Annotated in this window: 12 protein-coding genes and 2 pseudogenes; 9 read left to right on the forward strand and 5 right to left on the reverse strand. The window is 64.1% G+C overall.

Translation table 11 applies throughout. The features are described from left to right. On the reverse strand, window positions 1–648 hold a 648-nt coding region (locus EOA78_RS32220; protein ID WP_164784031.1), incomplete at its 3' end, for a four-carbon acid sugar kinase family protein. Window positions 649–722: 74 nt separating this feature from the next. Between EOA78_RS32220 and EOA78_RS37515 the strand changes: the two are divergent. After that, window positions 723–866 (forward strand): annotated as a pseudogene (locus EOA78_RS37515) (LysR family transcriptional regulator); the annotation flags it as partial. Between the two features lie 118 nt (window positions 867–984). Beyond that, on the forward strand, window positions 985–1602 hold the full coding sequence (locus EOA78_RS32225) for a LysR substrate-binding domain-containing protein (RefSeq protein ID WP_245477916.1): 618 nt from the start codon (window positions 985–987) through the stop codon (window positions 1600–1602). Window positions 1603–1707: 105 nt separating this feature from the next. Here EOA78_RS32225 and EOA78_RS32230 read toward each other — a convergent pair. Beyond that, a pseudogene (locus EOA78_RS32230) lies at window positions 1708–1812 on the reverse strand (ATPase, T2SS/T4P/T4SS family); the annotation flags it as partial. A 243-nt stretch (window positions 1813–2055) separates the two neighbouring features. Here EOA78_RS32230 and EOA78_RS32235 point away from each other — a divergent pair. Next, complete coding sequence (locus tag EOA78_RS32235; RefSeq protein WP_127319431.1) at window positions 2056–3378, forward strand: FAD-binding oxidoreductase; 1323 nt, start codon at window positions 2056–2058, stop codon at window positions 3376–3378. Window positions 3379–3665: 287 nt separating this feature from the next. Here the strand turns inward: EOA78_RS32235 and EOA78_RS32240 are convergent, their stop codons facing one another. Next, window positions 3666–4604, reverse strand: coding sequence for an ornithine cyclodeaminase family protein (locus EOA78_RS32240; protein ID WP_127319433.1), 939 nt, complete (start codon window positions 4602–4604; stop codon window positions 3666–3668). A gap of 303 nt (window positions 4605–4907) precedes the next feature. On the opposite strand from EOA78_RS32240, the gene EOA78_RS32245 reads away from it, so the two are divergent. From EOA78_RS32245 to dusA, 5 genes are all read left to right on the forward strand, one after another. Further along, window positions 4908–5774, forward strand: a complete 867-nt coding sequence (locus EOA78_RS32245; protein ID WP_127319435.1) for a GNAT family N-acetyltransferase — start codon at window positions 4908–4910, stop codon at window positions 5772–5774. A gap of 11 nt (window positions 5775–5785) precedes the next feature. After that, on the forward strand, window positions 5786–6964 hold the full coding sequence (locus EOA78_RS32250) for an alanine racemase (RefSeq protein WP_127319437.1): 1179 nt from the start codon (window positions 5786–5788) through the stop codon (window positions 6962–6964). 59 nt (window positions 6965–7023) lie between these two features. Then, window positions 7024–8298 (forward strand): FAD-binding oxidoreductase, encoded by a 1275-nt coding sequence (locus EOA78_RS32255; protein WP_127319439.1) that lies wholly within the window; start codon window positions 7024–7026, stop codon window positions 8296–8298. Then, window positions 8295–9749, forward strand: a complete 1455-nt coding sequence (locus EOA78_RS32260; RefSeq protein ID WP_127319441.1) for an aldehyde dehydrogenase family protein — start codon at window positions 8295–8297, stop codon at window positions 9747–9749. Before EOA78_RS32255 ends, EOA78_RS32260 begins: the two co-directional genes overlap by 4 nt. Before the next feature lie 267 nt (window positions 9750–10016). Continuing rightward, a complete protein-coding gene (gene dusA / locus EOA78_RS32265) occupies window positions 10017–11012 on the forward strand; it encodes a tRNA dihydrouridine(20/20a) synthase DusA (RefSeq protein ID WP_127319443.1) in 996 nt (331 codons plus the stop codon). Between the two features lie 4 nt (window positions 11013–11016). Here the strand turns inward: dusA and EOA78_RS32270 are convergent, their stop codons facing one another. Further along, window positions 11017–11721, reverse strand: coding sequence for a TIGR02281 family clan AA aspartic protease (locus EOA78_RS32270; RefSeq protein ID WP_127319445.1), 705 nt, complete (start codon window positions 11719–11721; stop codon window positions 11017–11019). 7 nt (window positions 11722–11728) lie between these two features. Further along, window positions 11729–11962, reverse strand: a complete 234-nt coding sequence (locus EOA78_RS32275; RefSeq protein WP_127319447.1) for a DUF1289 domain-containing protein — start codon at window positions 11960–11962, stop codon at window positions 11729–11731. Between the two features lie 183 nt (window positions 11963–12145). On the opposite strand from EOA78_RS32275, the gene EOA78_RS32280 reads away from it, so the two are divergent. After that, on the forward strand, window positions 12146–13042 hold an 897-nt coding region (locus tag EOA78_RS32280; RefSeq protein ID WP_164784032.1), incomplete at its 3' end, for a nicotinate-nucleotide--dimethylbenzimidazole phosphoribosyltransferase.

Here is a 13042-nt window from a genome sequence, read left to right on the forward strand (position 1 = left end):
GCCAGCGGCGACCGCGACCGGATTCGATGCTGCCGCGGCCGGCGCGAAGCGTTTCGCCAGCGCCATCGCCATGCCGGGAGCACCTGCCCAGAGGATCGATTCCGCTTCCGGCAGAGCAGCGATTTCTCTGTCGAGATCGCCCTGTGTGGTCGCATTGATGATGACGACGTTGTTGATGCAGGCAGGAACAAGCTCGACCAGCCGCGAGTGACGCGCCGGATGAACGGGGTCGCGACCATAGCCGGTTTCCGCGACCGGCACGCCGTCCATCAGCTGAATACCGCTGACGGTGGTGCGGCCCGCAGTGGGGAACGCGGGAGCAAAGACAAGCGTCTTGCGACCACTCGCCCTGAACGCCGCTTCCAGTTCCGCCGTTACATGGCCGCGTAGCGTGGAGTCCACGGTCTTGTAGAGGATTTGGCGGGAAGCGAGCCGGGCGGCAAGGCCCGCGGAGAGTTCCGCCGCCGCCGAGGCATCGACGGACCGCGACCCGCTGTCGACGGCGACGATCGTCTCTTCCACCGCCGGTAAGCGGCCCCTGCCTACCACTGCTCGCAGGCCACGCTCGACAAACGGGCCGGCGCCATCCGCGGCGCTGGTCAGGTCGTCGGCGAGGATGCCGACCGTAGGCTGGCTATTGGTTCGCATGGAACAATTATGCAGACGCGACGCCTCTTAAAAAGCCATAGTTTCTGCACCGGAGCGGTGATAAAAATTCACCGATGAAGCGGTCCGACATACCCTCTCTGGATGATCTGCGTGCGTTCGAGGCCACGGCTCGTCTCGGCTCCGTTCGACTGGCCGCCGACAGTCTCGCCCTGACCCATGGCGCCGTCAGCCGTCGAGTCACCAAGTTGTCCGAGGATCTCGGATTCAGGCTGTTCGAGAAAAGCGGCCGGGGCTTGCGCCTCACCGCGGCGGGGGAGACGCTCAACCTTACGCTCGGCCGGTTCTTCACGGAACTGGCGACAACCATCGAGAAATTTGCGCGCCGCCAACGCTCGCCAGGACGTGCTGGTGCTTTCGTGCGAGCCCTCGGTCGCGATGCGTTGGCTCATTCCGCGACTGGCGAGCTTTCAGGGCACGCATCCCGATATCGCGCTGCATCTCTCGGTGGGTGGCGGCCCGGTGGCGTTCCGCCGCGACCGGATCGACCTGGCCATTCGACGGCTCGATTTCGCGCTGCCGGAGGCCTCGCATGTCCAGCGCCTTTTTCCAGAGAAGGTGGGACCTGTGATGAGCCCTCAACTCGCGCCGGCCTTTGCCTCGGGGGAGTACATCGCGCTGGGTTCAAAGACCCGGCCGGACGCCTGGTCACAATGGCTCGCCGTCCACCCATCCGTGCGGCGCCCTACGGAAATCCGCTTCTATGACCACCACTTCCTGATCGTTGAGGCCGCATCGGCGGGGCTTGGCGTTGCCCTCAGTCCCCTGGTTCTCGCAACCGACGACATAGAGAGAGAGCGGCTCGTCGCACCGGCCGGCTTCGATCCCGACGGAAGCCATTACGGGCTCATCTGGATGGGAGAAGCCGAGTTGTCCGGAAAGTCCCACGCGCTTGCCCGATGGCTGGAGGCCCAATGCAGGCTTTCGTTCGAGTAAGGCCTACACTCGATATCGGCAAGCGACCCGGCGCGCGGCCTAGCGGCGGGTCGCCGCTGCCCTGATCAGCGGGTCGGTCGTGTAAGGGCTCCGCGGCGAAACGCCGGTGTCTTCCAAGATCACCAGACGATCTTCCGGCTTGGTCTCGACCAGCTCCGCCGGGATCGCATTGGTTAGTGTCGTCTTGCCTGTTCCGGTGCCTCCCGACACTGAGCCGATCCACGATCCTCAAGCGCGATCCAATCCAAACGGACTCGCGAGCAGGTTGCGCCGCGCTGCGCCGAACTGGAATTCGGTGGGGCTTGAGCAGACCCTATCGATCAAGCGATCAAAAATCCGCACATCTGGCGAAGTCCTCGATGATTTCGGCACATTCTTTCGAGCGCACGATGCGATGAAGGGCTGATCGGAACTTTTGCTTCCGCATTCTTGGCAGCCGAGGTTGGTTGGAACATGTCGCCCCGAGTCGAACGCATTCACAGTGATGAGCGTCTCCCGGCCGAGGCGGACGTCGTCATCGTCGGCGGCGGCATCCTCGGCTCCACGGCCGCCTACTTCCTGGCGAAGCGTGGCCTCTCTGTGGCTCTGCTCGAGAAGGGCCACGTCGCCTGTGAACAATCGAGCCGAAACTGGGGTTGGTGCCGCCAGCAGAACCGCGACCGGCGCGAACTGCCGCTCTCGGTGATCTCCCTGCGACTGTGGGACGAGCTGACGCGCGATATCAATCGGGACCTTGGATTTCGACGCTGCGGTCTCCTCTTTGCGACTCACGACGACGCTGTGCTCGCCGGCTGGGAAAAGTGGCGCGAGATCGCCAGGGAGTACGACGTCGAAACCCGCAGTCTCAGCCGCGCGGAGGTGGCCGAGCGCGTCCCCGAAGCGCGCGATAAATGGGTCGGCGGGATCTATTCGGAACGGGACGGTAAGGCCGAGCCTGCGCTCGCCGCGCCGGCTATAGCCGAGGGCGCCAGAGTTCTGGGCACCACGATCCACCAGGAATGCGCCGCGCGGACGCTCGACTTGGCCAATGGCAAAATCGCGGGCGTGCACACGGAGAAGGGCTACATCAGAACCAGCGCGGTGCTGTGCGCCGCTGGCGCCTGGTCTTCGCGCTTCCTGAGGCCGCTCGGGATCAGTTTCCCGCAAGCGAGCATCCGGCAGACCGCGCTGCGTTCCACCCCGACAATCAACATAGGCGAGGCGATCTCCACACCCTACTGCACGATCACGCGCCGACTGGACGGAAGCTATACACTTGCCATCAGCGGCAAGGCGAACCTCGAAATCACGCCCCGGGCTATCCGGTATAGCCGGGAATTCATGCCGCAGTTCTTGCGTCGCCTGAAGAATGTCAGGCTCGGCATTGGCCAATCGTTCTTTTCGGGGCCGGATTCACTGTCCGCCCTGCTGGCCAGCGACGATCGGATCTTCGAACAAAGTCGGGTGCTGGATCCCCCACCCTTGAAATGGCTGGTAAGCCAAGTGGTGGAGAGTGTCCGCAAGACCTTCCCCCAACTGGCCGACATAAAGATCGATAGCGCCTGGGGCGGCTTCGTCGATTGCACGCCGGACGCAGTGCCCGTGGTGTCGCAGGTGGACGGGGTGAACGGCCTCGTCCTCGCGGCGGGCTGCTCGGGCCACGGCTTCGGTTTGGGTCCGGGGCTTGGCTATCTGGCCGCGGAGCTTGTCGTAAACGACACGCCTTGCGTCGATCCTACACCGTTCCGCCTGTCGCGTCTGGTTGACGGCTCGAAGCTGGACATCGCTGCTATCTAAAGATCAGCCGGAAGTCAGGCCTGACGCGCACCAAGCCAAGGTGTCAGCGGACGGGTGAGCGGAATCCCCACGTTCCCCCCGTCTAGTCCGCGGTGCATGAGCGCAAGGTGGCAGGAGTTGCACCAGGCGACGGCTCGTCTCGGCTCCGCCCGACTGGCCGCGGACAGACTCGCCTTGCAACCGACGACATCTGGGAAAGCTCACGTTCTTGCGCGATGGCTGGAAGCCCAATGCAGGCTTTCGTTCGAGTGAGGCCTACACTCGATATCGGGCGGCCCGGCGCACGGCTAGCGGCGGGACGCCTTTGCGCTGATCAGCGCGTCGGCCATGTAGAGATCCTGCAGGGAGATGCCGGAACTGTCGAAGACGGTGATTTCGTCTTCGAGGCGGCGTCCAGGTGCACGGCCCTCAATGACGTCGCCGATTGGCGTCACGGTAAGCGTGCCCGCTTCGATCTCCGCGCGAGCGTGCTGAAAGTCGCCAATCCGGAGGGACTGTGAGGGCAGGTCGCAGAACAGGCTTGACCTCGACAGCAATTGGCCCGGCAATTCCTGCTTGCCGGGCGCATCCGATCCCATGCTGACGACATGGGTCCCGGGTTCCACCCACGCGGCATCGAACAGAGGTTCGCGTGAGGGGGTCGCCGTCACCACGATGTCGGCCGCGCGCACGGCTTCTTCGGCCGATACGGCGCGCGCCTCGAGGCCCCTTTCGCCGATCTGGTCGACAAAAGCATCGCGTCGCGGCGAAGGCCGTGCCACGACCAGCACGGTTTCGATCGGTCGGATGCGAGCCAGCGCCGCGACCTCGAAACTCGCCTGGTTGCCCGCGCCGAAGATCGCCAGAACCTTGGCGTCCTGCCGGGCGAGAAGGTCGGCCGCAACCGCGTCGGCGGCAGCCGTTCGGTAGGCGTTGACCTTGCCGGCCTCGATCACGGCGCGGAGCCGACCTGTCTGCTGATCCAGCAGCACGATGGTGGAGTTGTGGCGCGGGAGGCCCCGCGCCGGGTTGCCGGACCAGAAGGAGCCGATCTTGACACCGGTCAGCTCGTCCGACGAACCGGATTTGATCGAGAACGTATTGATTGCCTCCCGAGCTCGACCGAGAACTGCGGGAAAGACCAGACTCTGTTTGGAAGCGGCGGCGACGAGAGCTCTGCGCACCGCCTCGAAAGCAAGTTCGTGGGTGACGAGGGCGGCAGACTCTTCCTCGCTGATGTAGATCATCCGAAATTCCTCCTGAGCATCAAGCCGCTCGTCGCTTCAGAGTGTTCGGCCCATGGTGTTGGTCGGGCCCGTGATCGCATCAGAGGTGTGGACGTCACACCGACTGGCAACCATGACGGGCGACGCAGGTGGCAGATGAGTACTTCTCCCCCGATTTGCGCCATTTTGTATGCCGAGGGACGGGGTCAAAAAGAATGATCCCGCCGAGTTGAAAGGGCAAAACAGCAGCGAAATCTGTCCGCCGGACGCGACTCTAAGGTCCGACTTCAATCTGACTTTGGATCAAGCGACAGCGTTGCACTCATGACCGTTGAGCATGACAGAGATATCGTCAGCGCCCCGACCGAGCTGATGAAATTCGAAACCCTCCATGTGCCAGGCGCGCTGAAGTTGTCGCGGGAGATGGCATGGCCTTATCGCCGCGAGGACTGGGAATTTGCCGCGAAGCTCGGCCAGGGCCTAGTCCTGGAGCGGGCAGGACAGGTGATCGGCACTGCCATGTCGTGGAATTACGGACAGGCCTATGCCACGGCCGGAATGATCATCGTCACCGCCTCCGCACAAGGCGGTGGCAACGGCTCCCGGCTCTTTGATGGGTTGCTTCAGGCCACGGACGGTCGCAACGTGCTGCTCAATTCGACGGTAGAGGGGCTCGCGCTCTATAAGCGGCGCGGCTTCACCGCCTGGGGCAGGGTGCTTCAGCTTCAGGTCCTGCTGACCGTCGCCGTGACGCAGAGTGCGCGCAACGACGTTCGCCAGGCGACGGTCTCCGACCTCGCGGCGATCCAGGCCTTCGACGAACGGGCCATGGGCATGCCCCGGCCGTCGATGGTGGCTGCGCTCGCCGATGCGGGCAAGGTCGTTGTTATCGAGCGCGCGGGACGGGTTGCAGGCTATGCCATCGCCAGGAGGTTCGGGCGCGGCTATGTCGTCGGCCCCTGTGCGGCCGAAAGCGTGGAGGACGCGCGGCTTTTGATCCTGGCGCAGCTTTCCAGACTTCACAATCAATTCGTTCGCATCGACGTCTATGCCGAAGATGGATTGGGCGACTGGCTCGAGAGCCTCGGCCTCGAGCGAGCCGGCGGTGCGACCGCAATGGTCAAAGGGCAACGACCCGTCTCCGACGGGTCGGCCCATATGTATGCCTTGGCGAACCAATCGTTCTTTTAGGAAACGAGATGATGGACAAGTTGGCGGCAAACCTGTCAGTGAGCGAGACAGCCAAGAGCATCAACGCCCTGGTCACCCCGGCTCTGCTTCTGGACCGTGGACGGCTCGAGCGCAACACCCAGCGTCTCGCCGAGCACGCCAGAAAGCTTGGCGTGGTGCTGCGCCCGCACATGAAGACGGCCAAAAGCATCGACGTCGCCCGACACGTGTTCCCCCGCGAACCCGGCCCGATCACGGTCTCGACCATCGCCGAGGCGGAATATTTCGCAGGCCACGGCTTTCGCGACATCACCTATGCGGTCGGCATGTCGAGGGCTTCGGCCATTCGCGCCATGAAGCTATGTCGCCGCACAGGCGTCGATGTGAAGCTGCTGCTCGACACTGTGGAGCAGGCTAATGCTTTGGCGGACGTGCGCGAGGCCACCGGCGTGACGCCGTCCGTGTTCATCGAACTGGACTGCGACGACCATCGCGGTGGATTGAAGTCGGACGATCCCAAGCTGCTCGAGGTGGCCAACAGGGTCGTCGCAGCGGGCGCCAACCTCGTCGGCGTCCTCGCCCATGCCGGCGAGTCCTATAGCTTGAGCACGCCCGGTGCGTTGGTGAAGGCAGCCGAGAACGAGCGTTTGGCCATTGTGCGCGCTGCCGAAGTCCTGCGCGCTCACGGCCATGCCTGCCCAATTCTCAGCCTCGGCTCGACGCCGACGGCGCACTTCGCCGAGAATCTGGAAGGCGTCACCGAGTTGCGCGCCGGGGTCTACATGTTCTTCGACCTCGTCCAGCACGGGGTGGGGGTCTGTGCCATCGACGATATCGCGATTTCGGTGTTGGCCACCGTGATCGGCGCCAAGCCGGAAAAACGATGGGTGCTGGTCGATGCGGGGTGGATGGCGCTTTCGCGCGACCGTGGAACCGCGAGCCAGCAGTTCGACCAGGGTTACGGTGTGGTCTGTGACGAAAAGGGGCGAGTGCTCGAAGATGTAGTCGTGTCCCAGGCCAGCCAGGAGCACGGCATCCTCACGATCCGCAGCGGTTCCGGCAAGAGCATGCCCGAGCTCCCGGTCGGCACGCGAATCCGGATCCTGCCCAACCATGCCTGCGCGATGGCCGCCCAGCATGACTTCTACAGCGTCGTCAACGGTGAGAACCCGGAGATCGAAGCGCGGTGGGAGCGGATCCGCGGCTGGTAGGAGCTCCGATCCACGCTCTGCATGGCGCCCATGCAAACTGACGCTCTGGTGGAGCAAAAATGAAACTTACCTCCTATTGGCTCGACACGTCTCAGCCATTCGATCACGGCTCGTCCAATTCCCTCGAAGGCCGCTACGACGTGGCTGTGGTGGGTGGCGGCTTGACCGGATCCTCCGCGGCGTTGGCCCTTGCCAAAAAGGGCGCCCGAGTCGCCCTGCTTGAGGCTGAAACAATCGGCAACGCTGCGTCGGGGCGCAACGGAGGCATGTGCAACAACGGCTTTGCCCAGAACTACGCGATAATGGCCGGCAAGTACGGCACGGATGCCGCTAACGCGCTCTACAAGGCTTTCGATGCCGGCGTCGATATGGTCGAGCGGCTGGTGCAGGAAGAAGGGATCGACTGCAGCTTCGCGCGTGGCGGCAAGCTAAAGCTTGCCGCCAAGCCCGAGCACTACGCAATGCTGGCGCGCAGCCAGGAGCTCCTGGCGGCCAATGTCGATCCCGAAACGCGGATGATCGCGCGCGCCGACCTGCGAACCGAAGTCGGCACCAACCGCTACTATGGTGGGCTGCTGTTTCCCAAGAGCGCCAGCATGCATGTCGGCCGTTTCGTCCGGGGGCTGGCGACCGCGGCCGCGCGGCGTGGCGCGGAGGTCCATGAACACGCACCCGTCATGGCTATGCGCAAGGTCGCCGCCGGGCATGAGGTCGAGACCCCGCGCGGCAAGATCGTCGCGCGCCAGGTCCTGCTGGCAGGCGGCATCTCCCAGGTTGGTCCGCTCGGCTGGATCCGCCGCCGCATCGTGCCGGTCGGCGCCTTCCTGATCGTGACGGAACCGCTGTCGCCTTCAGGTATCGCGCGCCTCATGCCGACCCGACGCAATGTCGTCGACACGCGCAACCTCGTCGTCTACTGGCGGCTGACCCGGGACAATCGCATGTTGTTCGGCGGGCGGGCCCGGTTTGCGGTGTCCAATCCGGAATCCGACGAGAAGAGCGGCCAGATCCTGAAAGCGGCGATGGTCGACGTCTACCCCGAACTGGCCGACACCCGCATTGATTACTGCTGGGGCGGCATGGTCGACATGACCCGCGACCGCCTGCCCCGCGCCGGAGAGCGCAACGGAATCTACTACTCCACGGGCTATAGCGGGCACGGCACCCACATGTCGACGCTGATGGGCAGCATCATGGCCGAGGTCATGGACGGGCGCCCCGAGCTCAATCCGTGGAAGGATTTCAACTGGCCAGCGATCCCCGGTTATTTCGGGCGTCCCTGGTTCCTGCCGATCCTCGGTGCCTATTACCGCATGAAGGACCTTGTAGGATGATCGCGCCCCTCGAACACCTGTCCCGCAACGGCTGTCTGGACAAGTTCTTCATCGACGGTCAATGGGTCGAGCCGAGAGGCACCGCCAAGGGCGTCGTCGTGAATCCCGCCACCGAAGAGGTTGTGGCCCGGTTTCCGCTCGGAAATAGCGAGGATGTGGACGCGGCCGTTTCAGCGGCCCGCCGGGCGTTCGCCACTTGGAGCCGTACCAAGCCGGAACACCGCGCGGGTCTGCTTGATCGCCTGCAGGCGCTGCTCGAAACGCGCCGTGAACTGCTTGCACAATGCCTGACACTCGAGATGGGAACGGCGATCGGATATGCGCGCACCGCGCAGGTGCCACTCGCGATCGCCCATGTGCAAGTCGCTCGCGATGTCCTTACAGCCTTCCCCTTCGTCGAGCGGCGCGGCCACACCGCGGTCACCCACGAACCGATCGGTGTCTGCGCCCTGATCACGCCGTGGAACTGGCCGCTCTACCAGATCACCGCCAAGGTCGCGCCGGCGCTCGCCGCAGGCTGCACGGTCGTGCTGAAGCCGAGCGAGCTTTCTCCTTTGGACGCCCTTCTGTTCGCCGAGGCGATCGAGGAAGCCGGCTTCCCTGCCGGTGTCTTCAACCTCGTCAATGGTGACGGCCCATGCGTCGGTGCGGGTCTCGCGTCCCATGCGGATGTCGACATGATCTCCATTACGGGCTCTACCCGTGCCGGCATCGCGGTAGCCCAGGCCGCCGCGCCGACGGTCAAGCGCGTCGCGCAGGAGCTCGGCGGCAAGTCGCCGAACGTGATCCTGCCCGACGCCGATCTCGATCGCGCCGTTTCGCTGGGCATAGCCGCCGCCTTTCGCAATCTCGGCCAGTCATGCAGTGCGCCGACGCGTATGATCGTGCCGCGCGCGCTGCTTTCCGAGATCGAGTCAATTGCCCAGCGGGCCGCGGATGAGATCGTCGTCGGCAATCCTCTTTCGGAGGCCACCACCCACGGAGCAATCGCCAATCGTGCTCAGTTCGACCGGGTCCAGACAATGATCGGCGTCGGCGTTTCGGAAGGCGCGAAGCTTCTCACCGGCGGACTGGGCCGTCCGGACGGCCTAGATGTCGGGCTTTATGTGAAGCCGACCATCTTTTCCGACGTGCGCACGGGCATGCGCATCGCTCAGGAGGAGGTCTTCGGGCCGGTCCTTTGCATCATCCCCTACGACACAGTCGACGAGGCCGTCACCATCGCCAATGACACGGTCTACGGGCTGGGGGCCCATGTGCAGGGCGAGGATTTGGACGCCGTCAGAGACGTCGCGTCGCGGATTCGCTCCGGTCAGGTTCATCTCAACTACCCGGCGTGGGATCCGCACGCCCCGTTTGGCGGTTTCAAGCAGTCCGGAAACGGACGCGAATATGGTATCGAAGGCATGTTGGAGTATTTCGAGGTCAAATCCATCCTCGGCTATTTCTAGGCGACATCTTCGCCAAGCGCAGAGGGCGAGGGAGCCTAGTACCGCCGCCGACATTCAGGGAAGGGCGCCGAGTACTATGTTAGCGGTTGGGAGCAGCGCTCCGCAGGATCAAGACGCAGCCGCCGGCCGTGCGGTCGCGAGAAGCGGCCGGCAGGGCGTGTCATTACCGACCACCTTGGCGTGAACGCATCGGATATGATATGGCAACTTCTTTATCTGTCGGCCCAGTGAATCATTGGACCGACTGAAAGCAAAAATCGTAATAATATGAGTGGTTTAAGCAAGCGTTTTGCCGTTGCGCCGATGATGGATTGGACGGACCGGCATTGCCGATTCCTCCATCGCCAGTTGACGCGCCGGGCATTGCTCTACACCGAGATGGTGGTGGCCGACGCGGTCATCCAGGGCGCGCGCAAGCGCTTGCTCGGCTTCGATGATACGGAACATCCGGTCGCGTTGCAGCTTGGTGGCTCCGATCCGCAGAAACTTGCCGAGGCGGCGCGCATCGGCGAGGCCTTCGGCTATGACGAGATCAACCTCAATGTCGGCTGCCCGTCCGACCGCGTCCAGTCGGGTACGTTCGGCGCCTGCCTGATGAAAGCACCAGTCCTTGTCGCCGATTGCGTGGCGGAGATGAAGGCTGCTGTAAGTATCCCCGTCACCGTCAAATGCCGCATCGGCGTTGACGAGCAGGATCCTGAGCCGGCGCTCGATGCGCTGGCGGACGGCGTCTTCGCGGCCGGCGCCGAGGCGCTATGGGTGCATGCCCGCAAGGCGTGGCTGGAAGGGTTGAGCCCGAAGGAAAACCGCGACCTCCCGCCGCTCGACTACAACAGGGTGTATCGGCTAAAGGCCAAAAACCCACACAAATTCATCGGCATCAATGGCGGCATTCAGTCGGTAGAAGAAGCGCTTCGCCATCTTGATCATGTCGATGGTGCCATGCTCGGCCGCGCCGCCTATCACACGCCAGGCATTCTGGCAGGCGTCGATGCCGCGCTTTACGGCGGCAAACCCAACACGTTCGATTTTGCCGCGCTGATCGATGCCATGGCGGATTATGCGACGCGCCATATCGAGCGGGGCGGGCGGCTTGGCCATGTCACTCGTCACATGGTCGGCCTGTTCCACGGTCTGCCCGGTGCGCGCCGCTATCGGCAGATCCTTTCGACCGATGCGACAAGGCCCGGCGCTGGACCGGATGCGCTGAAGGCGGCTTTCGCTGCAGTCGATTTCGGCGGGACGGACGCCGAAGCAGCCTGACTGTTCAATCGCGCAAGATCATGCGGTCGCCGCGCACGTCGAAACCGGACAGTGAGCCGATGAAATTCATGCCGAGCAGGCTCTGGCCGAGCATGCCGGGCGCGGCGATCATGACCGGCATGTCCTTGCGCACGATCCCGCCGATCGCCAATTCGTCGGTTCTCACTGCGGCAGCGCGCGCCATGCCGTTGGCGGTGGAAACCGGTATGGTGAAATTGAGAGCGGCTGGATTGAATCCGGCCGCTTGCGCGTCCTGCGCGGTTAGCACGGTGCTGGTTGCGCCGGTATCGACCACGGCCCGGACCGGCGTGCCGTTGACCATGATGCGCGCTTCGAAATGGCCATTGCCGGCCTTGTCCAGGGTCACGGTGGCATGGCCGTCCTCAAGGCCCAATGCCAGCGGACTGCCGGGTACAAGGCCGGCCGTCACCCGGCTGGCGAAATCCTGCAATTCATAACGATATTGGTAGCCGGCGATCAATGCGAGCACGATGAGGGCCCAGGTGCCGAGGTTGCGGGCCATTGCGCCCAAGGGTCTCCCTGATCTGAGCAGGCCGGCGCCGATAAGTGCGACCAACGCGACAAGCCAGATCAGCCGGCTGAAATCGTAATTCTCGACGCCGAATGTGCTGCCGGCGGAATCGTTGAGCATGAGCAGGACCACGCCTGCCCCGATCACGATCATCAAAACCCAGAAAAACCGGTTCATATATGGCTCATGAGAGGACGTCGCGTTCGCGCGCGAGGCGGGTGCGGCGCGTTTCCCGGCGCGGCCTGCGTTCAACCATCTCCAGCCGGGCCGGCAGCTCGGCCATGACGCTGCGGCGGATTTCAGGGGTCATGTCGATCCAGGCGCCGATTTCCTCGCGCGTACGGCCGCAACCGAAGCAGAAGCCGGTTTTCATATCGATCGAACAGACCAGGATGCATGGGGATTCGATGGCCGTCATGATATTCTCTCAGGGTCCCGTCAGGAATCCCTTGTCTCGCCTCCACATGGTGTAACGACAAAGCCAATGCAAGCCCTCCGGAATGCGCCGCCGGCAACCGCTTTCGCGCCAATTCAGGCAGTTGTGCCGGCCGAACAAGGCGGCTATGCCGCTCATCAACTCCGGGAACGATTACCAACGAACATGACCAGCGCGCTGCCCTTCGACGATTTTCGCAATCTTCTGGCGACCCTGCCGCCGGCCGACACGGCGGCCGAAGCCCGCGTCCGTGCGCTGTTTGCCAAGGCCGACAAACCCAAAGGCTCGCTCGGCCGCATCGAGGACGTCGCCGCATGGCTTGCCGCCTGGACCGGCCGTGCGCCGCCGGCGGTGAACCGGCCCCTGGTGGCGATCTTCGCCGGCAATCATGGCGTCGCTCGCCACGGCATTTCGCCGCGGCCCGTCACTGCCACGGCGGATGCCGTCGAGCTTTGCGCGGCCGGTGCTGCGGCAGTCAATCAGATCTGCATCTCCTATGATCTTGGGCTGAAAGTGTTCGATCTTGCCCTGCACATTCCGACCGCCGACATCACCGAGGATGCAGCACTTGACGAGCGCGGCTGCGCCGCCACCATGGCCTTCGGTATGGAGGCGATCGCCGGCGGCACCGATCTGCTTTGCCTTGGCGACCTCGGTGTCGGCAATTCGACCGTTGCAGCGGTCTTGTGTGCGGCACTCTTCGGAGGCAGTAGCGCAGATTGGGTCGGATCCGGATCGGGCGCCGATGCATCGATGCGGGCGCGCAAGGCCGAAGTGGTCGCTGCCGCGCTTGCGTTCCACGGCACAAGTCTCAGCGACCCGCTCGAAGCGTTGCGCCGGGTTGGCGGCCGTGAATTCGCGGCGATCGCCGGCGCCATCCTCGCCGCCCGGATGCAGAAGGTCCCCGTTCTACTCGATGGACTGGTGGCGACAGCCGCCGCCGCGGTGCTCCAGGCAGCCAATCCGGCTGCGCTCGACCATTGCCTGCTTGCCAGCCTGTCGCCGGAACCGGCGCATGCTCGGGCCACCGAGCGGCTCGGCTTGCGCCCGCTGCTTGATCTC

This window comes from Mesorhizobium sp. M5C.F.Cr.IN.023.01.1.1 (assembly GCF_003997585.1).
Classification (GTDB): Bacteria; Pseudomonadota; Alphaproteobacteria; order Rhizobiales; family Rhizobiaceae; genus Mesorhizobium; species Mesorhizobium wenxiniae.

Excerpts from the sequence above, each read along its gene's own strand:
- EOA78_RS32235 (WP_127319431.1), top strand. The coding sequence starts at position 2,056 with ATGTCGCCCCGAGTCGAACGCATTCACAGTGATGAGCGTCTCCCGGCC.
- EOA78_RS32240 (WP_127319433.1), bottom strand. The coding sequence starts at position 4,604 with ATGATCTACATCAGCGAGGAAGAGTCTGCCGCCCTCGTCACCCACGAA.
- EOA78_RS32245 (WP_127319435.1), top strand. The coding sequence starts at position 4,908 with ATGACCGTTGAGCATGACAGAGATATCGTCAGCGCCCCGACCGAGCTG.
- EOA78_RS32250 (WP_127319437.1), top strand. The coding sequence starts at position 5,786 with ATGGACAAGTTGGCGGCAAACCTGTCAGTGAGCGAGACAGCCAAGAGC.
- EOA78_RS32255 (WP_127319439.1), top strand. The coding sequence starts at position 7,024 with ATGAAACTTACCTCCTATTGGCTCGACACGTCTCAGCCATTCGATCAC.
- EOA78_RS32260 (WP_127319441.1), top strand. The coding sequence starts at position 8,295 with ATGATCGCGCCCCTCGAACACCTGTCCCGCAACGGCTGTCTGGACAAG.
- dusA (WP_127319443.1), top strand. The coding sequence starts at position 10,017 with ATGAGTGGTTTAAGCAAGCGTTTTGCCGTTGCGCCGATGATGGATTGG.
- EOA78_RS32270 (WP_127319445.1), bottom strand. The coding sequence starts at position 11,721 with ATGAACCGGTTTTTCTGGGTTTTGATGATCGTGATCGGGGCAGGCGTG.
- EOA78_RS32275 (WP_127319447.1), bottom strand. The coding sequence starts at position 11,962 with ATGACGGCCATCGAATCCCCATGCATCCTGGTCTGTTCGATCGATATG.